The sequence below is a fragment of the Campylobacter sp. RM16187 genome, from assembly GCF_025319965.1.
Taxonomy (GTDB): Bacteria; Campylobacterota; Campylobacteria; order Campylobacterales; family Campylobacteraceae; genus Campylobacter_A.
The window spans coordinates 1,818,880-1,842,335 of record NZ_CP012549.1; the positions used below are offsets into that span (position 1 = coordinate 1,818,880).

Here is a 23,456-nt window from a genome sequence, read left to right on the forward strand (position 1 = left end):
TTTATCTCAAATTTAAGCGATTTGGCGCTTAAATTTGAGTAATCTAGCCTCTTTAGAAAATATTTTAAGTGCTTTTTGCTCTTTTTTATCTATCTTGTAGCTTATAAATTTCAAATACCATCTGATATCTTCGCCTTTAATACCTCTGCTATCAGCATACTGCTTTAATATATAGTTTGGTATTTTGATGTTTTGTTTTAGAAAATTTTGAGATAAATTTTTATAAAGTTGATAATCTTTTGTGCAAGAAAATCGGCCGAAAACAAATGGCAAATTTGTGCGCCCTTTCCACTCTTTAGACAAATCATAAAATTTATCTCGACCTTCATTTAGATATGCTTTTAACGCCCTATCTCCTATAATAATCTCGCCTTTTATGTCTAAAATTTTAGCCAATAAATTTGATGAAGCAGAAGCGGGATCGGACTTTGAAATAGAATTTTTACGGACTAAGACGCTTTTTACCTCATCTTTTGCGACAATTCCGAAATTTAGCTTTTTATATCGTTTTTTAAAACTTTCCACACTAGAAACCACTGCAGCATCTATACGGCGTACACGCAAGTCTTTATTTAGCTTACTTGGAACACCCTTTTTAAACTCGATTGTTTTTTTAGAGTAACTTGTTAAAGTGGAGCGTTTTAAAAATATATGAAAAGGAAGCAAGTTAAGATAGTCAATCTTACCAAATATCAAAATACTTCCTAATTTAAGAGGATAAGAAACTCTGGCATATCAAATTTGCTTATCCTTAAATAGTTCTATATATCTTTGAGAGCAATTTGCGATGTCATCGTCATTCATGCGATAAACTCCTCCACTTACAAATATATCCTTAAAATTCATCCCGCAGTAACCTGCAGTTATTTTCAGAGGAAGTAAAATTTCATCTAAACTAAACTTTATTTTGCCCTCTTTTGAGTATTCAGATTCAGAGCTTCCAAGACTAACAGCTACGTAAAAATCTTTATTCTTAAGCTTATCTCCGGTGCTTCCGTAAGCCCATCCATAAGTAAAAACTTCATCAATATATGCTTTTAACATAGCAGGGACATTTAACCAAAACATTGGAAATTGAAATACTATTCTATCTGCACTTTCAAGGATTTTTTGTTCAACTCCCACATCAATCTTGCTTGTATCATAACCATAAAGCTCTTCTAGATGTCTTGTTTCTACATTATTAATGCCTTTGGCTACTTCAAAAAGAGCCTTGTTTATCCTAGAATTTTTATAATAAGGATGCGACATAATCACAACAGATTTCATACCTATTCCTATAAATTTATTTCATAATATAAAAGGCTATTTAGGCTCTTCTAAGATAACCATCTCTCCCTCTTCACTTTGGAAAAGAGCGAATTTCCCCTTTATATGGACACTAATTTTACTGTCTTTCAGTAAAATTCCCGTAGCACTTTTTTGCCTTTTTAAGCTATATGACCTATCATCACTATCTATCATAGAGGCGGTCTGCCAACCGTCATCGCTAGTTATTTTCATAGCATATAGCATGCTTGAATACTCTTTAGTCTCTACATTTTTTGAGATTTTTGGCTCGGAAGTTGTGGCACAACCGAACATAAAAAAGATTAAGAGTAAACAGGTAAAATATTTTTTCATATTATGACTTCCTTTATAGTGTATTAAAAACTCTATCGCCCGCATCACCAAGACCCGGAACTATATAGTTTTTCTCGTTAAGTTTCTCATCTATCGCTGCCGTATAAACCTCTATATCAGGATAAATTTCACTAAATCTCTTTAGTCCCTCAGGAGCTGCGATAATAGATATAAATTTAATATTTTCCACTCCGTTTTGTTTTAGGAATTTAACAGCATCTATGGCTGTTCCACCTGTGGCAAACATAGGATCTATTATAATAGCGGTTCTATTTGTCGCATCTTGAGGGAGTTTTGCATAAAAAAACTCAGCTTCGGCGGTTTTTTCATTTCTTTGAAAACCCAAAAAACCGACACTAGCATCAGGAATTATCTTAAATACGCTATCAAGCATACCAAGAGCCGCCCTTAAAATAGGGCATATCATAATTTTAGTAGCAAGCTTTTTAGCTGTCGTATTTGCAACCGGAGTTGCTACGGATACATCGCGCAATTTCAGGTCTCTGGTCGCTTCAAAAATCATCAAATAGCTTATCTCGTCAACCAGCATTCTAAACTGAAAAGGCTCTGTGTTTTTATCCCTTAAAATCGCTAATTTATGCTCTATTAAGGGGTGAGAAATCAACTTGATGTTTTCCATCAAAAGCCCTTTTCAAGTTTTTCTATATAAGCTTTTATATCAAAATCATTTACTCTAGCTACCCCGTCTTCTACTGCAGCTTGCGCTACTGCCGGAGCTACGGCTGTAAGCACGCGCTTATCAAAAGGCTTTGGTATAATGTAGTCTTTGCCAAATTTTAGCTCATCTACTCCAAAAGCCTTGCAAACTTCGGCAGGCACAGGCTCTTTAGCTAATCTTGCAAGAGCTTTTGCCGCAGCCATTTTCATATTTTCGGTTATCTTTTTAGCTCTGACATCAAGTGCTCCACGGAAAATAAAAGGAAAGCCAAGTACGTTATTTACTTGGTTTGGATAATCACTTCTACCAGTTCCCATCATTACATCATCTCTTACCTCTTTAACCTCTTCAGGGAAGATTTCAGGCGTAGGATTTGCAAGTGCGAAGATTATAGGTTCAGGATTCATTGTTTTTACCATCTCTTTAGTTAAAACTCCCGGCTTACTAAGACCTAAAAACATATCAGCACCCCTCATGGCATCGCCTAGAGTTCTATCGGTCGTATTTACTGCGAATTCCAATTTTTCAGTCGTTAAATCGTCTCTTTCGTTATGAAGCACACCCTTGCTATCTACCATAACTATATTTTTAGCACCAAGCAGCCTATACATTCTGGCGCATGCTATACCGGCGGCTCCTGAACCGCTTACCACGATCTTTATCTTTGTTATATCTTTACCTGAAATTTCAATCGCATTAATAAGCCCTGCACTAGTTATCATGGCTGTTCCGTGCTGATCATCATGCATTACAGGGATATCTACAGCTTCTTGAAGTTTTCTTTCTATTTCAAAGCATTTAGGGGCTTTGATATCTTCTAAATTGATACCACCGAAAGTAGGGGCTATAGCTTTACAAATTTCAACTATCTTCTCAGGATCTTTCTCGTCTATCTCGATATCAAAAGCATCTACGTTTGCAAATTTTTTAAATAAAACAGACTTGCCTTCCATTACTGGTTTGCCAGCTACCGCTCCGATATCGCCTAGTCCTAAAACAGCTGTACCATCAGTAATAACAGCAACTAAATTAGCCTTATTTGTGTATTTATACGCAAGTTCGTTATCTTTACTTATCTCTTTGCAAGGCTCTGCAACACCCGGTGTATAGGCCTTAGATAGATCCTCTGCTGTCGCGCAAGGAGTCTTTACCTTTATCTCTATCTTTCCACCTATATGATAATCAAGCGATTCTTCTTTTGTTACGTGCGCCATTTTTATTCCTTTATTATGTTTTTTATTCTATTTTTAACCTCATCGCTTCCAAGCACTTCAAGCACTTCAAAAATCGATGGTGATACGCTTGAACCAGTTAAACTGACCCTTAGCGCTTGAGCTAGATCTTTTAGCTTAATTCCATTTGCTTCAAGAAATTTATTAGTAAGCTCTTCATATCCCTTGGCATCCAAATTTTCATTTAAAATTTCACTAAATTTAGCCAAAATTTTCAAGCTTGTTTCGTTAATAAATTTAGCATAAGCTTTCTCGTCATAAACCTTAGGAGTATTTATTATCACTCTTGCACTATCGCTCATCTCAACCAAAGTTTTCGAGCGTTCACGAAGCGAGTTTAAAAGCACTTCGCCCTTTGGCATGGATTTAAAATCAACCCCAAATTCCATCATCTCTTTTGCAAGTCTATCATAAGGCAAGGTCTTGATATAATGGGCATTTAGCCAGTCCAGTTTTTGAGCATTATATGTACTTGAGCTCTTGTTTATATCATGCGGATCAAAATATTTTAACATATCCTCCATGCTAAAAATTTCATCATCGCCGTGGCTCCATCCAAGACGCACAAGGAAATTTAAAAGCGCTTCAGGCAGATAGCCCATACGTTTATACTCCATTACATCAGTTGCACCGTGACGTTTGCTTAGTTTTTTGCCGTCTTCGCCGTTTATCATAGCCACATGAAAGAATTTTGGTTTCTCAAATCCAAGCGCATCGTATAAAACTATCTGTTTTGGAGTATTAGATAGATGATCATCGCCTCTTATTACATGAGTTACACCCATGAGCGCGTCATCAACTACAACTGTAAAATTATAAGTAGGAGTGCCATCACTTCTAGCAATTATAAAGTCATCTAGTATATCTTCAACCCTAAATTTAACCTCGCCTTTTATACCGTCATTTATTAAAATCTCACCATCAAGCGGAGCTTTAATACGTATAACAGGATCTATACCCTCAGGCGGAGCGCCCTTAAAATCGCGATATCTATTATCATACTTAGGTCTTTCTTTTCTTGCCTCTTGCTGAGCACGTAGCTCGTCAAGCTCACTCTTGCTCATATAACATTTATAAGCATGCCCTGAGTCTAGAAGCTTTTGCACGAAAGCCTTATATACGTCAAATCTTTTGGATTGGTAGGTAACTTCACCATCGTGATCTAAGTTGCACCAATCAAACGCTTCTTTGATCGCGATTGTAGCCTCTTGCGAGTTTCTTTTTAAATCGGTATCTTCTATGCGGAGTAAAAATTTGCCGCCATTTTTTCTAGCATACAAATAACTATAAAGCGCTGTTCTAAGCCCTCCGATATGCAGGTATCCCGTAGGCGAGGGGGCAAATCTTGTAACTATCATAATTTTGCCTTATCTAACTTAAATATTAAAATGTTATAATGCCAGCAATTATATTTATTTTAGACTTAAACAAAGGTTTCATATGTCAAAAAAGATCTTTTTTGTAGCTTTTTTATTGAGCTTAAATTTTGCCTTCGCCCAGATGGTAAATGGCATTGCGGCAGTAGTTGAAAACGAGCCTATAACCCTTCATGAGCTATATAAAACTTCACAAATTCTAAAAACGGACGAGAGAAATGCTTTAAATTTTCTGATTAAGGATAGGCTTGAAAAAGCTCAGATAAAAGCACTTAAAATAGAAGCAAACGACTTTGAAATTAGTGAAAAAATAAAAAAAATCGCTCAAGAAAGCGGGCTAAACGTATCGCAACTAAGAAATACCATAATCTCGCAAGGAGTGGATTATGCGAAATTTAAAGAAGACGTAGCAAAAGGAATAAAGCAAGAAAAGCTCTATCAAAATATCTTTAAAGATGCCAGAATTAACGTTACTCCGGAGGCTGCAAAGGCCTATTTTGAGCAAAACCCGCAGATGTTTTTACAATTTAACCAGATAAAAATGACTAGATACATAGCTCAAAGCAGAGACTCTTTAGAGATGATACAAGCATCTCCTATGAGCATGCGCCAAGAGGTAAATACAGAGAATTTGGAACTAAAAAGTGAACAATTACCGCCTCAGCTAAGAGCTGTTTTAAATAGAACTCCAAACGGTTCTTTTACTCAAATTTTCCAAACTCCTAGTGGATTTGAGATGTTTTTAGTAAATTTAAAATCAGGCGAAGTTCTACCAAATTTTCAAGATATTCAAAACGAGGTCATGTCAACTATCTATAATTTTGAACAAGACCGCGTAGTGACCGAATATTTTAATAAGCTAAGAGCAAAAGCCGATATAAAATATCTAAGATAAATAAGCAAGCGTTTATTGCGCGCTTGCTTATTATGATATATTAACCTTTGTTACGTGATCAAAAATAGGGTCTTTTAAGATAAAATCAAAGCTCTTTCTATCTACCCAGCCTACACACTTATCACTATCATACAGTTTTAGTAAAAATCCTGCCATCTGCTCGCTTGTGTGATAGTTTTTGTAATTTTTAGCATAGTCATACTCATCGGCATCTATAGCAACTTGCTTAAATTCGCTCTGTGTCGTTGCAGGAGCTAAAATTTTAGCACTCATTTTTGCATTATTTGATTTAAGCTGCCTATAAAGCGCTTCAGTAAATGCACTTACATAAAATTTAGTCGCACAATATACCCCAAAGCTATCTACCATGCTATATCCGCAAGCGGAGGATACATTTATAAGCTGAGTGCCGTCAATGCTTTGATAATCCCTTACGAAAAGAGTTGAAAATATAGTAAGAGCTTTGATATTTAGATCAAGCATCTGCTCTGTTTTCTCTAAATTTTGGCTACCTATAAGTGTGCCATCACCAAAACCGGCATTATTTATCCATGTTTTAATCTCATAAATTTTTAACTCATCATAAATTTTATATACATTTTCCATCTTTGAAAGATCGCAAATTTTAATGATTATATCGATTGTAGGAGCAAATTTTAAAATCTCGTTTCTTAAGCTCTCTAGTCTTTGAGCTCTCCTGGCTATCAAAATCAAATTTTCACCACGCCTTGCAAATGCCTTTGCCGCTTCAAGGCCTATACCGGAGCTAGCACCTGTGATAAGAGTGTATTTTTTCATAAATTCTCCTTTAGATTTTATAAATTGAGCTGAAATGCATATGAGAAGCTACTTTGGCAGAGTATAAAACTCTGCCAAAATTTTAATGTCTTGACAGGTAGTTTGTGTCGTAATTGTTATTAATAAAGTCTTTGTTTTCCATCATTGTTAGATGAAAATCTCGAGTAGTCTTTATACCTTGTATAACAAGCTGCTCAAGCGCAACTCTCATCTTGTGAATCGCTTTATTTCTATCCTCATCCCACACTATAAGCTTACCTATCATGCTATCATAAAAAGGAGGTATAGAGTAATCTTGATAGATGTGGCTATCCATGCGCACATTTCTTCCGCCCGGGCAGACATATTTTGTTATTTTTCCTGGGCAAGGAGTGAAACTGTTTGGATCTTCGGCAGTGATTCTACACTCTATAGAGTGTCCTTTTAGCTTTATACTGTCCTGATTTGGTAAAACACCACCCTCGGCAACCCTTATCATAAGCTCTATAATATCTATTCCACTTACCATTTCGCTAACGCAGTGTTCGACTTGAAGGCGCGTATTCATCTCGATGAAATAAAAATTCAGATCCTTATCCACTAAAAATTCAAATGTTCCAGCACCCTCATAGCCTATCGCTTTAGCTGCTCTGATGGCTGTCTCATGAAGTCTAGAGCGAGTATCATCGTCAAGCAATATAGCTGGACTCTCTTCGATCAATTTTTGATGTCTACGCTGCATAGAGCAGTCTCTCTCACCTATGTGAATTACGTTTCCATGACTATCGCCTACTACTTGAACCTCGATATGGCGCGGATTTAAGATATATTTTTCCATATACATTGTCCCGTCGCCAAAGGCACTCATAGCTTCGCTCTCGGCAGACCAAAACGCTTTTTCTATATCCTCTTCTTTTTCTACTACACGCATACCGCGTCCGCCACCACCTGCAGCAGCTTTTAAAATAACAGGATAGCCGATTTTTTTAGCAAGCTCTTTAGCCGCTTTTACATCAGCTACGGCTCCGTCAGAACCAGGTATTACAGGCACACCCGCTCTTTGCATCATCTGTTTTGCTTTACTTTTATCGCTCATTAGAGCCATAGCCTCTACGCTAGGGCCTATAAATTTAAGGTTATGATGAGAGCAGATTTCAACAAAATTTTGATTTTCGCTTAAAAAACCATATCCGGGAAATATCGCATCAGCTTCGCTTATCTCGGCTGCGGAAATAATAGCGGGAATATTTAGATAGCTATCACTTGATCTGGGATTTCCTATACAAATAGCAGCATCAGCGTATTTGACGTAAAGTGCATCTCTATCAGCAGTGGAGTAAACGACGATCGCCTCTTTACCCATCTCTTTGATTGTTCGCAAGGCTCTTAACGCTATTTCGCCGCGGTTTGCGATTAAAACTCTTTTGATCTCCATTAAATTTTCTCCACTCCAAATAAAGACATTCCAAATTCTACAGGTTGTCCATCAGATACTAGAGCCTCTGTGATAACACAATCAAATTCCGCTTCAATCTCGTTCATGATTTTCATAGCTTCAATAATGCCTATAACTTCGCCTCTTCTTACTTTTTGCCCCACTTTCACAAAAGGCGCCGCACCCGGGCTTGGGGCCATATAAAACGTTCCTACCATAGGCGATTTTATACTCTCTTTAGCACTTGATGTTTGCTTCACTTCCGAGCTTACGACGACATTAACAGGAGTAGGGGCTGGGGCAGGGGCAGGGGCTGTCGGTTTAGGAAGCTCACAACAATCGGCAAATTTTTCAAGTTCGATCTCAAAATCACCATCTTTTATCTTGATCTTATTCATATCCATTTCGTTGAAAAATTCGATCAACTCTTTGATGTCATCTTTTTTCATAAACTTCTCCTATAAATTTTTAAATAGCAGTTTATTGTATCAAAAAAATACTAAAAGTTTTTTCTATGTCCCAGAAAATTTATAAATCCAAACATAAGCAGGCTCAAAACTACTAAAATCAAGCTTAAAATAAGTGCACGTTCGTTTTCTCCGTCATAAACGGCGTTAAAGATAGCAAGCGAGATGGTGTCGGTTTTGCCTACGATATTGCCACCAAGCATAAGAGTGATACCAACCTCTCCGAGTCCTCTTGCAAGCGCAAGGATAAGAGCTGAAACAACACTTCTAAAGATGTTTGGCATCATGATAAAAAGCGCGATTTCAAATTTATTTTTACCAAGGCTCTGCCCCGCTTCAATGAGGCTCTTTGGAAAGCTCTCAAGCACGCTTGCAACGGGCTTAACTAAAAGCGGAAGCCCTGCTAAAAAGGAAGCCACAACAAGAGCGCTAAAGCTAAAAACTATCTGCAAATTTAGCGTTTGACCCAAAAATGAGTTTCGTCCCAGCAAATAAAGCAGCAAAAAGCCCGTGGCAATAGGCGGAAATATAAGCGGAAACATCACAACCGCTTCAAAAACCGCTTTAAATTTGCCCTTGTAAAAAGCTAAAAAATAAGCTATCGGAAGCCCGATAAATACGAAGAAAATGAAAGTTATACAAAGCGTCTTTGCGCTTAAGATAAGCGGATGAACGAGCCAATTAAGGCTCGCAAGATCACTTAAGTCCAAATTTGGCAAAAATTTCCTTTGAACGCTCGGTCTTTAACTCATCTATAAATTTAGCGCAGTCTGCGTGTTTGTCGCACGCTGCAAGCTTGGCTGCGCTTATAAAAACAGGGCTATAAAGGCTCTCGTCCACATAAATGACCGAGCCAAACTCGCCTCTTCTAGCTTCAGCTTCAGTTGAGTTGATAAAGCCTGCATCAACTTCGTTATTTAGCACATAAGCTACCACTTGAGGCACACCAGCAACTGCAAGCATTTTTGAGCTCACGTCTTTTTCTAAGTTCGAGTTTTTAAGAAATTCTGTCGTGCGGATACCGTAAATCGCTTTTTTAGCGTCAGGCATCGCGATACGCTCGAATTTCACGATATCTTTGATGTCGTTTATGGTTTTTCCCTTTGGTGTCACAAGAGCTAAAGTGCCTTTTCCTAGGCGCCCATAGCCCTTTATCTCAAGTCCGCTTTTGTTTAAAAACGCCTCATCGCCCACTATCACAGCCATCTTGCCTTCTGCGGCTTGGATAGTGATCTGCTTGATGTTTGCAAAGGCACCTTCTACGTTTACGCCCTCTTTTTTAAGATTTTCTATAACGGCGGTAACCGGCTTTTTATATCCGCCACCGGCACCTACGAGTAAATTTTCCGCGCCAAGCGCAAAAACCGCAGCCAGACTTAAAAGAGCTATCTTTTTCATTCTGTTTTTCCTTTTATCAAAATAATATTCAGCGATAATATAAAATATAATCTTATATACTAATTAAAACGCATTTTTCTAAAATTTTTATAGCTATTTTATACATTTTTATATTTTATAAAATTTAAATCCGTCCGGCCCGCACAAATGATGATAAAATACAAAAAAAGGAAAAAATATGAAGATAGCTATAAACGGACTTAGCGGTTTTGTAGGCGGTTACGTAAGTAAATTTTTAGCAAGCAAAGGCCATGAGATAGTGCCTATAAAAAGAGCTTTGTATAACGATACGCAAGGGCTTAAAAAAGCCATTGAAGGTGCCGATGTCATCATAAATTTAGCAGGCGCAAACATCTCTAAAAAATGGAGCGAGGAGTATAAAAAAGAGCTTTATTCAAGCAGGATTAATACAACTAAAAATTTAGTAAAAACCATGAGCCTTCTAAAAAATCCGCCAAAAATTTTCATCTCAACTTCGGCTGTCGGCATATATAAAAGCGGAGAAGAGCACGACGAGAGCTCGGATAGATACGACGAGGGATTTTTAGGCAAACTTGCCAAAGAGTGGGAAAGCGAAGCAAATAAGGCAAAAGAATTTGGCGTTAAAACAGCGATATTTCGCCTTAGTGTAGTGCTTGGTAATGGCGGCGCGTTAGAAAAAATGCTTCCTGTTTTTAAATTTGGACTTGGCGGGATTTTAGGAGATGGCAAGCAGGGATTTTCATGGATAAGCATAAACGATCTTGCAAGAGCGTATGAATTTGTGATAAACAGCCAAAAAGAGGGCGTTTACAACCTATCTTCGCCAAATCCCGTAACAAATAAAATTTTTACCGCATCACTCGCCAAAGCGCTAAACCGCCCAGCCTTTTTCAAAGTGCCAAATTTCGCACTCAAGCTTAAATTTGGCGAAGGAGCCGTGATACTGCTTGAAGGACAGAAGGTCTATCCTGCAAATTTGCTTGCGCAGGGGTTTAAATTTGAGCATGAAAACATAAGCGAAGCTCTGGAAAATTTGATTTGTTAGAGCGAATTTAACGATAGCTAAAAGAAGTTGTGATAAAATCCAAAGAAACTAAAAAGGAAGCTATAAATGGGTCTAAAAAGCGATAGATGGATACGCGAAAAGAGTTTAAATGACAAAATGATCGTGCCTTTTTGCGAAGAGCAGATAGGCAAAGGTGTCGTTAGTTACGGCGTTAGCAGCTATGGGTATGATATACGCGTTGGAAATGAGTTTAAAATTTTTACAAACATAGGCGGCACTGTAGTTGATCCCAAAAATTTCGACGAGAAAAACGTAGTTGATTTTGTGGGCGATGTCTGCATAGTTCCGCCAAATTCGTTTGCGCTGGCTCGCACGGTTGAGTACTTTAATATGCCCGATAACGTGCTTGCAATTTGTCTTGGCAAGAGCACTTACGCGCGCTGCGGTATCATCGTGAATGTCACGCCTTTTGAGCCCGGATTTAAGGGGCATATCACGATTGAAATTTCAAACACGACTCCGCTTCCGGCTAAAATTTATGCAAATGAAGGTATCGCGCAGGTACTATTTATCGAGGGTGATGAGCCTTGCGAAGTGACGTATGCCGATAAAAAAGGCAAATACCAAGCGCAAGAAGGCATCACTCTGCCTAGGATTTTGAAGTAAATTTTGGCTTTAAAATCAGGTTTTAAATTTAAGCTAAAAGTGTGGTTTAGCTGATAAAAACTGCCAGATGAGCTAAATTTTGGTATATATTTTGCTTAAGCTTTATAAAATAAACTTTTTAGGAAATAAAGATGTTTAACGGTAAAAATATTTTAATCACCGGCGGAACGGGCAGTTTTGGCAAAAAATACACCGAAATTTTGCTTAAAAATTTTAAGCCAAAACGGCTGATAATCTACTCAAGAGACGAGCTTAAGCAGTACGAAATGGCTCAAGTTTTTAAAAATCCCGCAATGAGATATTTTATCGGTGACGTGCGCGATGAAAAGAGGCTTAAGACAGCTATGGACGGAGTTGATTATGTGATCCATGCAGCAGCGATGAAGCACGTACCCATAGCCGAATACAACCCGATGGAGTGCATAAAAACAAATGTAAACGGCGCTCAAAACGTCATAGACGCCGCCTTTGCTTGCGGGGTAGATAAAGTGATCGCGCTATCAACGGACAAGGCTTGCAACCCGGTAAATTTATACGGCGCTACAAAGCTTGCAAGCGATAAGCTATTTGTCGCGGCAAACAACATAGCAGGCAGCAAAAAAACTCGCTTTAGCGTCGTAAGATACGGCAACGTCGTAGGTTCACGCGGTTCGGTTGTGCCACTGTTTAAAAGACTCATAGAAGAAGGTGCGAAAGAGCTTCCCGTGACGCATGAAAAGATGACGAGATTTTGGATTACTCTTGAGCAAGGAGTAAATTTCGTCCTTAAAAATTTTGAACGCATGAAGGGTGGAGAAATTTTCATCCCTAAAATTCCTTCCATGACTATGCTTGATCTTACCAAGGCTCTTGCGCCCGAGCTTAAAGTCAAAATCATCGGTATAAGACCGGGCGAAAAGATGCACGAAGTGATGGTCGGCAAGGATGATGCGCATCTAACTTATGAATTTAGCGACCACTACGTGATAAGCCCGTCCATTCAGTTTGCGACTATACAGGACTTTTCGACAAATGCGCTTGGCGAAAGAGGCAAGCTTGTAGAAGACGGGTTTGAATACAGCTCAAATACAAATAAAATTTGGCTTGATAAAAAGGGTCTTTTGGAGATGATAGGATGATACCTTACAGCAAGCAGCAGATCACGGAAGGCGATATAGCGGCAGTTTGCGAGGCTATGAGGGGCGAGTTTTTAACAGGCGGAAACAAAGTAAGCGAATTTGAAGCGGCGATTTGCGAATACGTGGGCGTAAAGCATGCTATCGTGATGAACTCTGCTACCTCGGCGCTTCACGTCGGATATCTTGCTCTTGGCGTTAAGGAAAACGATGAGGTTATAACTACGCCTTTAACCTTTGCAGCAACGGCAAATGCGGCTCTTATGGTCGGTGCAAAAGTGAAATTTTGCGATATAAAATTTGACGGAAATATAAACGAAAACAAGCTTTCTGAGCTCATTACCTCAAAGACAAAGGTCATAACTCCTGTTGATTTTGGCGGAAACGGCGTAAATATAATAGAAATCATGAAAATAGCGCGCGCAAAAGGCATAAAAGTGCTTGATGATGCCTCACACGCTTTAGGAAGCGAGATAGACGGCGCAAAGGTAGGCATTCACGCCGATGCAAGCGTGTTTAGCTTCCATGCGATTAAACCGATCACCACTTTTGAAGGAGGGGCACTTGTCACAAATGATGATGAGATAGCGCGTCTTGCGAGGCTTTACCGCTCACACGGTATAAACAAAACTCACCTTTGGAATAGCGATATGAGCGTGCTTGGATACAACTACCGCTTAAGCGACGTGGCTTGCGCGCTTGGGTTAAATCAGCTTAAAAGACTTGACGAGATGATCGAAATTCGTGAAAATATCGCTAAATTTTACGACGAAAGATTTGATAAAAATCCATATTTTAGCCTCATAAAAATCCCTGAAAACAAAAAAAGCTCGCGTCATCTTTATCCGATCTTGCTTTTTAGCAATCTTTGGTGTGCTAAAGAAGATATTTTTGCGGAGCTTCACGAGCGTGGAGTGGGCGTTCAGGTACATTATAAGCCTACTTATCAATTTAGCTTTTACAAGCAACTTTACGGGCAAACCGAGCTAAAAGTTACAGAGGATTTTTATAAATCAGAGCTTAGCTTACCGTGTCATCAAGGCATGAGCATGGATGATGCGAAATTTGTCGCAGACACCCTGCTTGACGTACTTGCCAAATTTGCAAATCCAAAGTGCAATATATGAACCTATGCGTCATACCCGCAAGAGGCGGAAGTAAGCGAATCGAACATAAAAACATTAAGGATTTTGCAGGCTTACCGCTGATCGCTCATAGTATAAAAACGGCTTTAGATTCTAGCGTGTTTGATGAGGTAATCGTAAGCACGGATGATGAAGCCATAGCTGAAATTTCACTCAAATTCGGCGCAAAAGTGCCGTTCATGCGAGAAGCGAATTTAAGTGACGACTTTGCTACGACGGGTGCGGTTATCAAAGACGCCTGCCTTAAAATGGGCGAAAATTTTAAAAACGTCTGTTGCCTTTATGCTACGGCTCCGCTTTTAACGGCTGAGATTTTGCGTGAGGCTTATGAGAAATTTCAAGATAATAAGTGTGAGTTTTTATTTTCCGCTTGCGAATTTAGCTTTCCTATCCAGCGTGCAATCAAGCTTGACGATAAAGGCGCGGTAAGCATGTTTTATCCGCAGTATCTAAGCACTCGCTCGCAAGATTTAGAAAGAGCGTATCACGACGCGGGGCAGTTTTACTTCGCAAAATGCGAGGCTTGGATAGAAGAAAAGCCGATTTTTGCGCCTCATTCTAGAGCCTTTATCTTGCCTAGACATTTGGTCTGCGATATCGATACACCCGCGGATTTTGAATTTGCGCAAAAACTTTATAAAATCAATCATGAGCCTTGAAAAACTTACGAATTTAAAAACCTTGATAAGAGCCGATAGCTCCGTAACTATCGGGCATGGACACATCAGGCGAGACCTGGTTCTTGCAAACAAATTTAAAGATATCAGCTTTGCTTGCTTAGAGCTTGAGGGCTCACTCATAAGCGAGATAAATTTCCGTGTTTTTACTCTTAAAACAAACGATTTAGATGAACTGATAAGCCTAATAAATACTCATAAATTTGAACTGCTTATCATCGATCATTACGGCATTAGCTATGATGACGAACGAAAGATAAAAGAGCGCACCGGAGTTAAAATTTTAAGCTTTGATGATGAGTATAAAGAGCATTTTAGCGATATCTTGCTAAATGTAAATATCTTTGCAAAGGCAAAAAAATATGAAAATTTGCTGCCTTCCGCTTGTGAAATTTGGTGCGGGCAAGAATTTATGCTTGTGCGAGATGAGTTTTATCAAGAAAAAAAGATAAAAAGAGAGAAAATTTATGATATCTTTATTGCACTTGGCGGAACGGATATACAAAATTTGAGCGCAAATTTAGCCCTTAAACTGCTTGAAAAAAATTTAAAAATCGCCCTTGTGACTACAAGTGCAAATGCGAATTTAAAGCCGCTTAAAGAGCTTGAAAAGGCGCATAAAAATTTAAGCCTGTTTGTTGATTCAAACCAAATTGCAAAGCTAATGAACGAAAGCAAAGAGCTGATAATCTCGGCTAGCTCGCTTGTAAATGAAACTTTAATTTTAGGAGCAAATTTTACCGCCGTGCAGGTTGCAAAAAATCAAGAGCAGATATATATGTGGCTACTTGAAAATGGCTATAAAGCCGTTAAAAGCGAGGAAATATGCCAAATCTTATAAATTTTACCAAGCTTACCAGAGAGCAAAAGATGATGGTTTTTGATTGGCGAAATGATGAGCGAGTGGCAAAATTTATGCGCTCAAAAAACATAGCCTTAAACGAACATCTTAAATTTATCGACAGCTTAAAAAGCGCTTCTGATAAACTTTACTTTTTAGTCGAAGAAAATGGCGAGTTTATCGGTGTGATCGACTTTATAAACATAAATGATAACGAATGCGAATTCGGGCTTTATGCAAATCCAAATTTAAAAAATCAAGGCTCAAAACTCATGCGGATTATAATTGATTACGCGTTTTATGAGCTAAAAGTTAGCAGGTTAAACTCGTGCGCTTATAATTTTAACGAAAAAGCCATTGCGCTTTATGAGAAATTTGGTTTTGAAATTTATGATAAAGATGAACAGATGAGCCATCTAAGGCTTGAAAGAGCAAATTTAGAGGTAAAAACAATATGAAAATAGGAAATTTTGATACGGACAAAAGCGTATTTATCATCGCTGAACTCTCAGCCAACCATTCAGGAAGTTTAGAAACGGCGATTCAAACTATAAAAGCGGCAAAACGTGCCGGAGCAGACGCGATAAAGCTTCAAACATACACCGCTGATAGCCTTACGCTAAATTCTCAAAAAGAGGATTTTATGATACGCGGCGGACTTTGGGATGGGCGAAATTTATACGAGCTTTACGAGCAGGCAATGACTCCTAGAGAGTGGCACAAGGAGCTTTTTGACGTAGCTAGCAAAGAGGGGTTAATCTGCTTTTCAAGCCCGTTTTGTAAAGATGATGTGGAGTTTTTAGAGCGGTTTAATCCGCCTGCTTACAAGATCGCAAGCTTTGAAGCGGTTGATTATGATTTTGTAGAGTATGTGGCGAAGAAAAACAGACCAATCATCGTATCAACAGGCATCGCAACTCACGAAGAGATCGCGGATATCGTGCAAATTTGCAAAAATGCAGGCAATAGCCGGATCGCTCTTTTAAAATGCACTTCAAGCTATCCTGCGCCGTTAAATGAGATGAATTTGTTAAATATACCTACTATAAAAGATGAATTTGGCGTGGAAGTCGGCTTTAGCGATCATACTTTAGGTATCGTTGCGCCAGTTGTTGCGGTGAGTTTAGGTGCGCGTATAATCGAAAAGCATTTCATACTAAACAAAGATGTAAAAAGCGTAGATGACGCATTTTCTCTCGATGAGGCCGAATTTGCGCGGATGGCAAAGGCAGTAAGAGAAACAGAAGCATTGCTTGGCAAAAGCAAATTTGTTTCAGGTGGAGAAAATAGAAAATTCGCTCGCTCGCTTTATGCAAGCAAAGATATAAAAGCGGGAGAAATTTTTAGCGATGATAATGTAAAAAGCGTGCGTCCAAGCTATGGACTTCATCCTAAATTTAAAAAAGAGTTGATAGGTAAAACAGCAAAAAGAGATATAAAATTTGCTGATAAGATAACCGAAAAAGACTACTAAAAGGAGATAGTATGAGTAAAAAAGAGAATAAGGATTTAACACTAAGAGATCTAAGAATCAAAAAACAAGAGTCTCAACAAAAAGATCAAATAGAAGCTCAAGGAATACAAAACCCTATTTTAAAGAAAAATCTTCAAGCTCTATTCCAACAAGACGAGATATTAGCCGCCAGGCTTTTTAGTATGAATGATCAAGGCGATTATGAGGTATTTATAGGAAAAGATCCGATAGATATAAATATCATAAATAATAAAACCTTAAAATATATATATGAAAATCCCGTAAAAGATATTCAAATTTTACTAGAAGAGACGGAAAAAAAGTATAAAAGATATCCTATTATGTATTTTTACGGACTTGGTAGCGGTATCTTTTATAAGGCTCTACTAAGAAACGAAACCCATCAAAAGATCATAGTGGTAGAGCCAAGTATAGAAATAATATATATAGTTTTAAATTTAATTGATCTATCAAGCGAACTTGCGAGCGAGAAATTAGTTCTATTTTATTCGAAATTTTCTACATATACTCAATTTTATTTTATAGTCTCAAAAAGTGAATTTAAATCCTACGCCAAGCTTTATGATTTGCATATACATACACATTTTTATGATCAATTTAGTGATGACTATAAAAGAGTAAATCAAGATCTAACTAAGGCTATAGGTCAAATGGTAGTTTCTCACGGAAATAGTATAGATGATACTTTAAAAGGCATAGACCAGCATATAAAAAATTTACCAGCTATGATAACCAACTACGCTTATGCCGATATAATTAAAAAAAGACATAAGCTTATGGATACTGCTATAATAGTAGCAACCGGACCAAGCTTAGACAAGCAGCTAAAAACACTTAAAAAATTTGCTCCGTACGCTACAGTTATAAGCGTAGATGCATCCTACCCTATACTTGCCAAGCAAGGAATAAAGCCCGATTATGTTACATCTATAGAGCGAGTTGAAGCAACTTCAAGTTTTTTTAAAAAGAGATACGGCAAATTTGATAAAGATATATATTTCATTGTAGCATCTTTAACCCATAAGCAAACTATTAAAAATATCCTACCTTCAAGAAAATTAGTCCTTACTATGAGGCCACAGCAAAGTGAGCTGGTATTTGATATGAAAGACTACGGCTATCTAGGCATAGGGCACTCCACAGCAAACCAAGCTTACCAACTAGCTTATGCTCTAGGGCATAAAAATATAATATTAATCGGGCAAGACTTGGCTTTCGCTCCAGACGGCAAATCACATGCAACAGGACATGCGTTTATGCAAGATGAGGAACATTTATATACTCCTGCATACGGTGGAAACGGAGATGTTCGCACCACTTACGTATGGAAACTTTTTAAAAATCAATACGAAAAGGATATCGAGCAGGCCACAAAAGACAAAATTACGACATATAACTGCACAGAAGGTGGAGCAAGGATAAACGGTGCTATAGAAAAGCCCTTTTTGGATACCATAAAAGAATTAACAAAAGACAAAAAGTCTAAAAATTTACCGCATATAAATATTGTAAAAGAATCAAAAGCAAATAAAGATCTTCTCAAAGCCTACAGGTTTATAACTAAAAAAATAAAGATACAACAACTCGTAAAAAAGAAAATAGAAAACACATTTTTAGATATAGCTCCTAAAATAGACGAGATTATCAAACTAAAAAATGAAAGTAAAATAACAGAAAAGCTATTTGACAAACTAATTAAAATTTCAAACAAAATAGATAAGGCAAAGGATTTTATTGCATCTGAAAAATATAAAAAATACATAGAAACCATAGTTCAAATTTCAATATTTTACCAGGAGCTTGAGCTTGCTAAAATCGCAGTGGCACCAAGTGAGAGTAATATAGAAAAAGTAAATAAACTAGCTGAGTGGGTAGAAATTCACAAATACTGGCTGTTTTCAGTAGCAGGTGGCTTAAATGCCGATATAGAGACTACTAAAAAAGCTTCAAAAAATTTAATAAGAGAGCTTAAAAAACGAAGTCTTATAGAAAAATAGATCTAAATAAAATAATAAATTTTAAGTCAGGATAACCCCGACTTAAAATTTTGAGTTTTAACAACTAAGCTATCTTAACACATCACAAGAAAGCCTTAAGCCGGAAAGCTTAAGGCTGGATATTTTAGAATTAATCCTGCACTGCTTATAAATCTAAAGCTCTTTGCAGGGCTTTAAGTAACATTTTTCCAGCTCCGTAAAAGCCATTAAGGCTTTTACTTTGCATAGAAACGTACTAAGACTATTGTAATAGTCTTAGTACGTTTTCAAGGAAACTTATCTTAGATTACTGAAGCAATCTAAGAACGTTTTGTTGAACAGCGTTAGCTTGGCTCATTGCATAACTTCCTGATTGAGCTAGGATGTTAAATTTAGAGAAGTTAGCTGATTCAGCAGCGAAATCAACATCTCTGATTTGAGATTCAGCTGATTTTACGTTTACTTGAGTAACTGTTATGTTATTAACTGTTGCTATTAACTGATTTTGAACAGAACCTAAGTCAGAGCGGATGAAGTCAAGTGTGCGTTGAGCAGATTCTGCTATATCCATTACAGCCATAGCTCCTCTTAGAGTCATAACACCTGCTGCTTGATTAGATGTCATAATTCCATTACTCATTCTTTGGAAGCCCATAGCGGCAGCTATATTTTTATCTAGTTGTCCTCTAATGTCTCTTAAGGCGACTGATTGTTGATTTCCACCATGGCTAGCATTTGTTTTGCTAAATGCTGCAGATAGTCCTAGTCCCGCTGCTCCAGAACTCATCTTGATATCACGTCCATCAAGGCGAACTAGATTTAGACGTCCTACGAACATACTTAGACCTCTTTTACCGCCTAATCCGCCACTGATATCACCGCCTGAAATATGTATAGCGCGACCATCGCGGCTAGTTAAAACCATTCTACCCTCAGTATCTACTGAAGCTTCTACTCCAGTTTGATCTTTTACGGTATTGATAGCATTTACTAAAGCGTTATTTTTATCCCCTTCTTTTACTTCTAAGTCTCCGATTTTTACTCCGTTTATAACAAGACTTTTTACTAAACCTCCAGATATAGATTTACTACCTACCCAAGTAGTATCAAAAGTAGCACGAACTCCTGTTTTATCTGAAATTTTGTTGATATTTTCAGCTAAAGCACCCACACCTGTTCCCATACTGGTAGATATGACAGTGGCTGCGACTTTAACGTTATTTACTCCGTCAACGTTTAAGAAAGTCATACTTACTATTAAACCATCTTCGGTAGAGCTTAAAAGTTTAGAGCTTTCAAATCTTGTTAAACCGATCTTATCTGACGTTGTAGCACCAATACTTGCTTTAACAACTTGATTTGAGTAAGCGCCTATTTGGAACTCTTTATTAGAGAATGTTCCGTTGAGTAGTTGTTGACCGTTAAATGATGTAGTATTACCGATGTTATCAAGCTCTTCCATAAGGCGAACGATATCGGCTTGAAGCGCTTGACGAGATTGTCTTGTTTGTCCGTCTTGAGCTGATTGAGTAGCTTTAACCTTAATAGTCTCAAGAATTTTTAGCTGCTCATCCATAGCCTTATCTGCAACTTGAATGATACCGATAGCATCGTTTCCGTTTGCTATAGCTTGACCTAAAGAGCTTGATTGAGCGCGAAGGCTATCTGCGATAGCAAGACCTGAAGCATCGTCTGCTGCTGTTTGGATTCTTAAGCCTGAGCTTAATCTACCAAGAGAGTTAGATAACATTCTATTGTTACCGACTGCGTTTGCATGTGTGTTAAGAGCGTTTACGTTAGTGTTAATACGAAAACTCATTTTAAATCCTTTTAATTTTTAGTTACGACATCTTGTCGCACAAAAACTATATCGTGCCTTTTTAAAAAAACTTTATAGCATTTGTGAGAAAATTTAAATTTTATTTTTGTATATTTTTTTTGATACAATTACTTCAAAATTTACAAAAGGTATATATTGATGAAAAACTTAATCATCGTAGAGTCGCCCGCCAAGGCAAAAACGATAAAAAATTTTTTAGGCAAAGACTACGATGTCATCGCTAGTAAAGGGCATATTAGAGATCTGCCAAAAACTACATTCGGAATAAAAATAGAGGATGAAAAATTTACTCCCGAATACAAAGTAAGTGCCGATCACTCCAAAGTAGTAAAAGAGATAAAAGAGCTTGCCAAAAGCGCGGATCAAATCTATCTAGCAACCGATGAAGATAGAGAGGGAGAAGCTATAGCCTATCATATCGCAATGGCGATAGGCAAAAAGCCAGAAAGCCTACCTCGAATAGTATTTCACGAGATAACCAAAACTGCTATAAACAATGCTTTAAACACTCCTCGCACGATAAATATGTCAAGCGTAAACGCACAACAAGCCCGTAGACTGCTTGATCGCATAGTGGGTTATAAGCTCTCTCCGCTTTTAAATTTAAAAATCCAAAAAGGACTAAGCGCAGGACGCGTGCAAAGTGCGGCTTTAAAGATAATTGTAGATCGCGAGCGTGAAATTCAGGCGTTTAAACCTATAGAATACTACACGATCGATACGAAATTTAAAAAAGATCTTGAAGCCGAACTCATTAAATTTGAAAACCAAAAGATAGAAAAGCTAACTATAACAAACCCTGATCGCGCAAAATTTATCGTAGAAAATTTACAAAGCGACAAATTTAAAATTCGCGAAATCGAAAGCAAAGAGCGCAAAACCGAGCCAAGCCCGCCATTTATGACCTCAACTCTTCAACAAAGCGCAAGTAACCGCCTTGGATTTAGTCCTAAAAAAACCATGATGATAGCGCAAAATTTATACGAGGGTGTTGAGACTCACGAAGGTTTTATGGGCGCGATAACATATATGAGAACCGATAGCTTAAATTTAGCCAAAGAGGCGGTTGAAGCCGCAAGAGAGATTATTAAAAGCGAATTTGGAGAAAAATATCTGCCAAGCAAGGCTAAAATTTACGCAACCAAAAACAAAGGCGCGCAAGAAGCTCACGAGGCTATACGTCCTACAAATTTAAGCTTTACTCCCGAAATCGCGGCTAAATTTTTAGAAAAAGACGCGCTTAAGCTTTACACTCTCATCTACAACCGATTTTTGGCATGTCAAATGAGCGCAAGCGTGAGCCAAACGCAAAATGTATTTGTAGCCGGAAATAAGGGCGAATTTAAGATAAGCGGACGAAAGGTGCTATTTGACGGCTTTTACAAAGCTTACGGCGATATGGACAAGGATAAAATTTTGCCGAATTTAAATATCGGCGACGAGATGAACTTGCAAAGCATAGCAAGCAGCCAGCACTTCACTGAGCCGCCTAGTCGCTACTCTGAAGCCGGACTTGTTAAAAAGCTTGAAAGCCTTGGTATCGGACGCCCAAGTACCTATGCGCCGACCATCTCACTTCTAACCTCTCGAGACTACGTGAGAGTGGAAAAAAAGCAGCTCATACCAAACGAGATAGCATTTACTATGATGGGCGTGCTTGAAGAGCATTTTAGCGATATAGTAGATAGCGAATTTACCTCGGTTATGGAAGAAAAGCTTGACAGCGTGGCTGAGGATAAGGTTGATTGGCAAAAGCTTTTAAGCGAATTTTACTATCCATTCATGGAAAAAATCTCAAGCGGCAAAACAAACATAAAGAGCCAAAAAGTAGCAACTCCAATCGGCGAAAAATGCCCTGAATGCGGTGGCGAGCTACTTATGAGAAAGGGAAGATTTGGCGAGTTTATAGCGTGCGGAAATTTCCCAAAATGCAAATACTCACGCAATATTAAAAGCGAAAAAGAAGCCTTAGGCACAGAATCGCAAGATGCACCAAAGCCAAAAAAAGAGCCAAAAAAGATAGATGTGCCATGTCCAAAATGCGGAGGCGATATCGTAGAGAGAATAAGTAGGCGAGGGAAATTTTATGGATGCTCTAACTATCCTAAATGCAATTTCGTCTCAAACTACGAACCAGTAGCCGATAAATGCGTTGAGTGTGGCGGAGATATGATCAAAAAAGAGCTAAAAAAAGGAACGTTTCACGAGTGCACTAAGTGTAAGCAAAAGGTGCAGATAGAGGGCTAACTCCATTCTATCCACCTTTAAACCGTTTTAGCTAAAGCTATTAACAAGGGGATAAAATGGTAAAAATAGGTCTAATAAGCGATACTCATTTTAGACCGGAAATCGCACGTGAAGTGATTGAGATATTAAAAGAGCACGAAGCAAATTTGATCCTTCATGCCGGAGATATCGTTGAGCTTGAGACGCTAAAGGATCTAAAAAACTCTAATTTGCTTTATGCTGCGGTTTTGGGCAACAACGACTACCATTTGGCTAAATTTAAAGAGGAATTCGAACTATTTAACGAACCTCATATATTTAAATTTGATAATCTAACAATCAAGCTCATGCACCATCCTAAATTTCTATCTGCAAATGCCGATATAATCGCCTTTGGTCACACTCATAGTTTTACGGCGGTGTTAAACAATGATTCTCTTTTCATAAATCCAGGTGAAATTTGCGGACGTAAATATGGGAATTTTACTTTTGCCCTACTTTGCTGCCAAGATAAAAATTTCCAAGTTTTTAAATTTATAAAAACTCCTCAAGATGAAAAATTTAATGAGATTGAAGTAAATTTGGGCTAAATTTATATCTTCAAT

Annotated in this window: 24 protein-coding genes; 12 read left to right on the forward strand and 12 right to left on the reverse strand. The window is 37.9% G+C overall.

Annotated features, from left to right (window positions below; all coding sequences use genetic code 11):
- Nucleotides 1-12 precede the first annotated feature (12 nt).
- From CDOMF_RS09705 to gltX, 6 genes are read right to left on the reverse strand one after another with little or no spacing between them, the layout of a single operon-like run.
- Nucleotides 13-696 (reverse strand): MqnA/MqnD/SBP family protein, encoded by a 684-nt coding sequence (locus tag CDOMF_RS09705; protein WP_260951792.1) that lies wholly within the window; start codon nucleotides 694-696, stop codon nucleotides 13-15.
- 39 nt (nucleotides 697-735) lie between these two features.
- The gene (locus CDOMF_RS09710; protein WP_260951794.1) at nucleotides 736-1,269 is read right to left on the reverse strand and encodes an NAD(P)H-dependent oxidoreductase; all 534 of its coding nucleotides are present in this window, start codon (nucleotides 1,267-1,269) and stop codon (nucleotides 736-738) included.
- A 36-nt stretch (nucleotides 1,270-1,305) separates the two neighbouring features.
- Nucleotides 1,306-1,623, reverse strand: a complete 318-nt coding sequence (locus CDOMF_RS09715) for a hypothetical protein (protein ID WP_260951795.1) — start codon at nucleotides 1,621-1,623, stop codon at nucleotides 1,306-1,308.
- Between the two features lie 13 nt (nucleotides 1,624-1,636).
- Nucleotides 1,637-2,263, reverse strand: coding sequence for a uracil phosphoribosyltransferase (gene upp / locus CDOMF_RS09720; protein ID WP_260951796.1), 627 nt, complete (start codon nucleotides 2,261-2,263; stop codon nucleotides 1,637-1,639).
- On the reverse strand, nucleotides 2,263-3,516 hold the full coding sequence (locus CDOMF_RS09725; protein WP_260951797.1) for a malic enzyme-like NAD(P)-binding protein: 1,254 nt from the start codon (nucleotides 3,514-3,516) through the stop codon (nucleotides 2,263-2,265). Before CDOMF_RS09725 ends, upp begins: the two co-directional genes overlap by 1 nt.
- A 2-nt stretch (nucleotides 3,517-3,518) precedes the next feature.
- Complete coding sequence (gene gltX, locus CDOMF_RS09730; RefSeq protein WP_260951798.1) at nucleotides 3,519-4,892, reverse strand: glutamate--tRNA ligase; 1,374 nt, start codon at nucleotides 4,890-4,892, stop codon at nucleotides 3,519-3,521.
- 82 nt (nucleotides 4,893-4,974) lie between these two features.
- On the opposite strand from gltX, the gene CDOMF_RS09735 reads away from it, so the two are divergent.
- The gene (locus tag CDOMF_RS09735) at nucleotides 4,975-5,805 is read left to right on the forward strand and encodes a peptidyl-prolyl cis-trans isomerase (RefSeq protein WP_260951799.1); all 831 of its coding nucleotides are present in this window, start codon (nucleotides 4,975-4,977) and stop codon (nucleotides 5,803-5,805) included.
- 30 nt (nucleotides 5,806-5,835) lie between these two features.
- Here CDOMF_RS09735 and CDOMF_RS09740 read toward each other — a convergent pair whose 3' ends face one another.
- The 5 genes from CDOMF_RS09740 to modA form a co-directional block, all read right to left on the reverse strand.
- Nucleotides 5,836-6,603, reverse strand: a complete 768-nt coding sequence (locus CDOMF_RS09740) for an SDR family NAD(P)-dependent oxidoreductase (protein ID WP_260951800.1) — start codon at nucleotides 6,601-6,603, stop codon at nucleotides 5,836-5,838.
- 82 nt (nucleotides 6,604-6,685) lie between these two features.
- On the reverse strand, nucleotides 6,686-8,017 hold the full coding sequence (locus CDOMF_RS09745; protein WP_260951801.1) for an acetyl-CoA carboxylase biotin carboxylase subunit: 1,332 nt from the start codon (nucleotides 8,015-8,017) through the stop codon (nucleotides 6,686-6,688).
- Nucleotides 8,017-8,466: an acetyl-CoA carboxylase biotin carboxyl carrier protein gene (gene accB / locus CDOMF_RS09750; protein ID WP_169975528.1), complete on the reverse strand. Its 450-nt coding sequence runs from the start codon at nucleotides 8,464-8,466 to the stop codon at nucleotides 8,017-8,019. The genes CDOMF_RS09745 and accB overlap by 1 nt, the downstream gene beginning before the upstream one ends.
- 50 nt (nucleotides 8,467-8,516) lie before the next feature.
- Nucleotides 8,517-9,203, reverse strand: coding sequence for a molybdate ABC transporter permease subunit (locus CDOMF_RS09755; RefSeq protein ID WP_260951803.1), 687 nt, complete (start codon nucleotides 9,201-9,203; stop codon nucleotides 8,517-8,519).
- Entirely contained in the window at nucleotides 9,181-9,882 is a 702-nt protein-coding gene (gene modA / locus CDOMF_RS09760; RefSeq protein ID WP_260951804.1) for a molybdate ABC transporter substrate-binding protein, read from the reverse strand. Before modA ends, CDOMF_RS09755 begins: the two co-directional genes overlap by 23 nt.
- A 178-nt stretch (nucleotides 9,883-10,060) precedes the next feature.
- On the opposite strand from modA, the gene CDOMF_RS09765 reads away from it, so the two are divergent.
- The 9 genes from CDOMF_RS09765 (at nucleotide 10,061) to CDOMF_RS09805 (ending at nucleotide 18,806) form a co-directional block, all read left to right on the forward strand.
- Nucleotides 10,061-10,909, forward strand: coding sequence for a TIGR01777 family oxidoreductase (locus CDOMF_RS09765; RefSeq protein WP_260951805.1), 849 nt, complete (start codon nucleotides 10,061-10,063; stop codon nucleotides 10,907-10,909).
- Nucleotides 10,910-10,975: 66 nt separating this feature from the next.
- Nucleotides 10,976-11,536 (forward strand): dCTP deaminase, encoded by a 561-nt coding sequence (dcd, locus tag CDOMF_RS09770; RefSeq protein WP_172127120.1) that lies wholly within the window; start codon nucleotides 10,976-10,978, stop codon nucleotides 11,534-11,536.
- 131 nt (nucleotides 11,537-11,667) lie between these two features.
- Nucleotides 11,668-12,654: a UDP-N-acetylglucosamine 4,6-dehydratase (inverting) gene (gene pseB / locus CDOMF_RS09775; protein ID WP_260951806.1), complete on the forward strand. Its 987-nt coding sequence runs from the start codon at nucleotides 11,668-11,670 to the stop codon at nucleotides 12,652-12,654.
- Nucleotides 12,651-13,778, forward strand: coding sequence for a UDP-4-amino-4,6-dideoxy-N-acetyl-beta-L-altrosamine transaminase (gene pseC, locus CDOMF_RS09780; protein WP_260951807.1), 1,128 nt, complete (start codon nucleotides 12,651-12,653; stop codon nucleotides 13,776-13,778). Before pseB ends, pseC begins: the two co-directional genes overlap by 4 nt.
- A complete protein-coding gene (gene pseF / locus CDOMF_RS09785) occupies nucleotides 13,775-14,455 on the forward strand; it encodes a pseudaminic acid cytidylyltransferase (RefSeq protein ID WP_260951808.1) in 681 nt (226 codons plus the stop codon). Before pseC ends, pseF begins: the two co-directional genes overlap by 4 nt.
- Entirely contained in the window at nucleotides 14,445-15,314 is an 870-nt protein-coding gene (pseG, locus tag CDOMF_RS09790) for a UDP-2,4-diacetamido-2,4,6-trideoxy-beta-L-altropyranose hydrolase (protein WP_260951809.1), read from the forward strand. The genes pseF and pseG overlap by 11 nt, the downstream gene beginning before the upstream one ends.
- Nucleotides 15,299-15,772, forward strand: a complete 474-nt coding sequence (pseH, locus tag CDOMF_RS09795; protein WP_260951810.1) for a UDP-4-amino-4,6-dideoxy-N-acetyl-beta-L-altrosamine N-acetyltransferase — start codon at nucleotides 15,299-15,301, stop codon at nucleotides 15,770-15,772. The genes pseG and pseH overlap by 16 nt, the downstream gene beginning before the upstream one ends.
- Entirely contained in the window at nucleotides 15,769-16,788 is a 1,020-nt protein-coding gene (pseI, locus tag CDOMF_RS09800) for a pseudaminic acid synthase (RefSeq protein WP_260951811.1), read from the forward strand. Before pseH ends, pseI begins: the two co-directional genes overlap by 4 nt.
- Before the next feature lie 11 nt (nucleotides 16,789-16,799).
- Entirely contained in the window at nucleotides 16,800-18,806 is a 2,007-nt protein-coding gene (locus CDOMF_RS09805) for a motility associated factor glycosyltransferase family protein (protein WP_260951812.1), read from the forward strand.
- 286 nt (nucleotides 18,807-19,092) lie between these two features.
- Here CDOMF_RS09805 and CDOMF_RS09810 read toward each other — a convergent pair whose 3' ends face one another.
- Nucleotides 19,093-20,604, reverse strand: a complete 1,512-nt coding sequence (locus tag CDOMF_RS09810) for a flagellin B (protein ID WP_260951814.1) — start codon at nucleotides 20,602-20,604, stop codon at nucleotides 19,093-19,095.
- Nucleotides 20,605-20,763: 159 nt separating this feature from the next.
- Between CDOMF_RS09810 and topA the strand changes: the two genes are divergently transcribed.
- Nucleotides 20,764-22,872, forward strand: coding sequence for a type I DNA topoisomerase (topA, locus tag CDOMF_RS09815; protein WP_260951815.1), 2,109 nt, complete (start codon nucleotides 20,764-20,766; stop codon nucleotides 22,870-22,872).
- A 56-nt stretch (nucleotides 22,873-22,928) separates the two neighbouring features.
- Nucleotides 22,929-23,441, forward strand: coding sequence for a YfcE family phosphodiesterase (locus CDOMF_RS09820; RefSeq protein WP_260951816.1), 513 nt, complete (start codon nucleotides 22,929-22,931; stop codon nucleotides 23,439-23,441).
- Nucleotides 23,442-23,456 lie beyond the last annotated feature (15 nt).

Bases quoted from the DNA above. Each gene is read 5' to 3' on its own strand.
- CDOMF_RS09710 (WP_260951794.1), bottom strand. From the start codon at position 1,269: ATGAAATCTGTTGTGATTATGTCGCATCCTTATTATAAAAATTCTAGG.
- CDOMF_RS09715 (WP_260951795.1), bottom strand. From the start codon at position 1,623: ATGAAAAAATATTTTACCTGTTTACTCTTAATCTTTTTTATGTTCGGT.
- upp (WP_260951796.1), bottom strand. From the start codon at position 2,263: ATGGAAAACATCAAGTTGATTTCTCACCCCTTAATAGAGCATAAATTA.
- CDOMF_RS09725 (WP_260951797.1), bottom strand. From the start codon at position 3,516: ATGGCGCACGTAACAAAAGAAGAATCGCTTGATTATCATATAGGTGGA.
- gltX (WP_260951798.1), bottom strand. From the start codon at position 4,892: ATGATAGTTACAAGATTTGCCCCCTCGCCTACGGGATACCTGCATATC.
- CDOMF_RS09735 (WP_260951799.1), top strand. From the start codon at position 4,975: ATGTCAAAAAAGATCTTTTTTGTAGCTTTTTTATTGAGCTTAAATTTT.
- CDOMF_RS09740 (WP_260951800.1), bottom strand. From the start codon at position 6,603: ATGAAAAAATACACTCTTATCACAGGTGCTAGCTCCGGTATAGGCCTT.
- CDOMF_RS09745 (WP_260951801.1), bottom strand. From the start codon at position 8,017: ATGGAGATCAAAAGAGTTTTAATCGCAAACCGCGGCGAAATAGCGTTA.
- accB (WP_169975528.1), bottom strand. From the start codon at position 8,466: ATGAAAAAAGATGACATCAAAGAGTTGATCGAATTTTTCAACGAAATG.
- modA (WP_260951804.1), bottom strand. From the start codon at position 9,882: ATGAAAAAGATAGCTCTTTTAAGTCTGGCTGCGGTTTTTGCGCTTGGC.
- CDOMF_RS09765 (WP_260951805.1), top strand. From the start codon at position 10,061: ATGAAGATAGCTATAAACGGACTTAGCGGTTTTGTAGGCGGTTACGTA.
- dcd (WP_172127120.1), top strand. From the start codon at position 10,976: ATGGGTCTAAAAAGCGATAGATGGATACGCGAAAAGAGTTTAAATGAC.
- pseB (WP_260951806.1), top strand. From the start codon at position 11,668: ATGTTTAACGGTAAAAATATTTTAATCACCGGCGGAACGGGCAGTTTT.
- pseC (WP_260951807.1), top strand. From the start codon at position 12,651: ATGATACCTTACAGCAAGCAGCAGATCACGGAAGGCGATATAGCGGCA.
- pseF (WP_260951808.1), top strand. From the start codon at position 13,775: ATGAACCTATGCGTCATACCCGCAAGAGGCGGAAGTAAGCGAATCGAA.
- pseG (WP_260951809.1), top strand. From the start codon at position 14,445: ATGAGCCTTGAAAAACTTACGAATTTAAAAACCTTGATAAGAGCCGAT.
- pseH (WP_260951810.1), top strand. From the start codon at position 15,299: ATGCCAAATCTTATAAATTTTACCAAGCTTACCAGAGAGCAAAAGATG.
- pseI (WP_260951811.1), top strand. From the start codon at position 15,769: ATGAAAATAGGAAATTTTGATACGGACAAAAGCGTATTTATCATCGCT.
- CDOMF_RS09805 (WP_260951812.1), top strand. From the start codon at position 16,800: ATGAGTAAAAAAGAGAATAAGGATTTAACACTAAGAGATCTAAGAATC.
- CDOMF_RS09810 (WP_260951814.1), bottom strand. From the start codon at position 20,604: ATGAGTTTTCGTATTAACACTAACGTAAACGCTCTTAACACACATGCA.
- topA (WP_260951815.1), top strand. From the start codon at position 20,764: ATGAAAAACTTAATCATCGTAGAGTCGCCCGCCAAGGCAAAAACGATA.
- CDOMF_RS09820 (WP_260951816.1), top strand. From the start codon at position 22,929: ATGGTAAAAATAGGTCTAATAAGCGATACTCATTTTAGACCGGAAATC.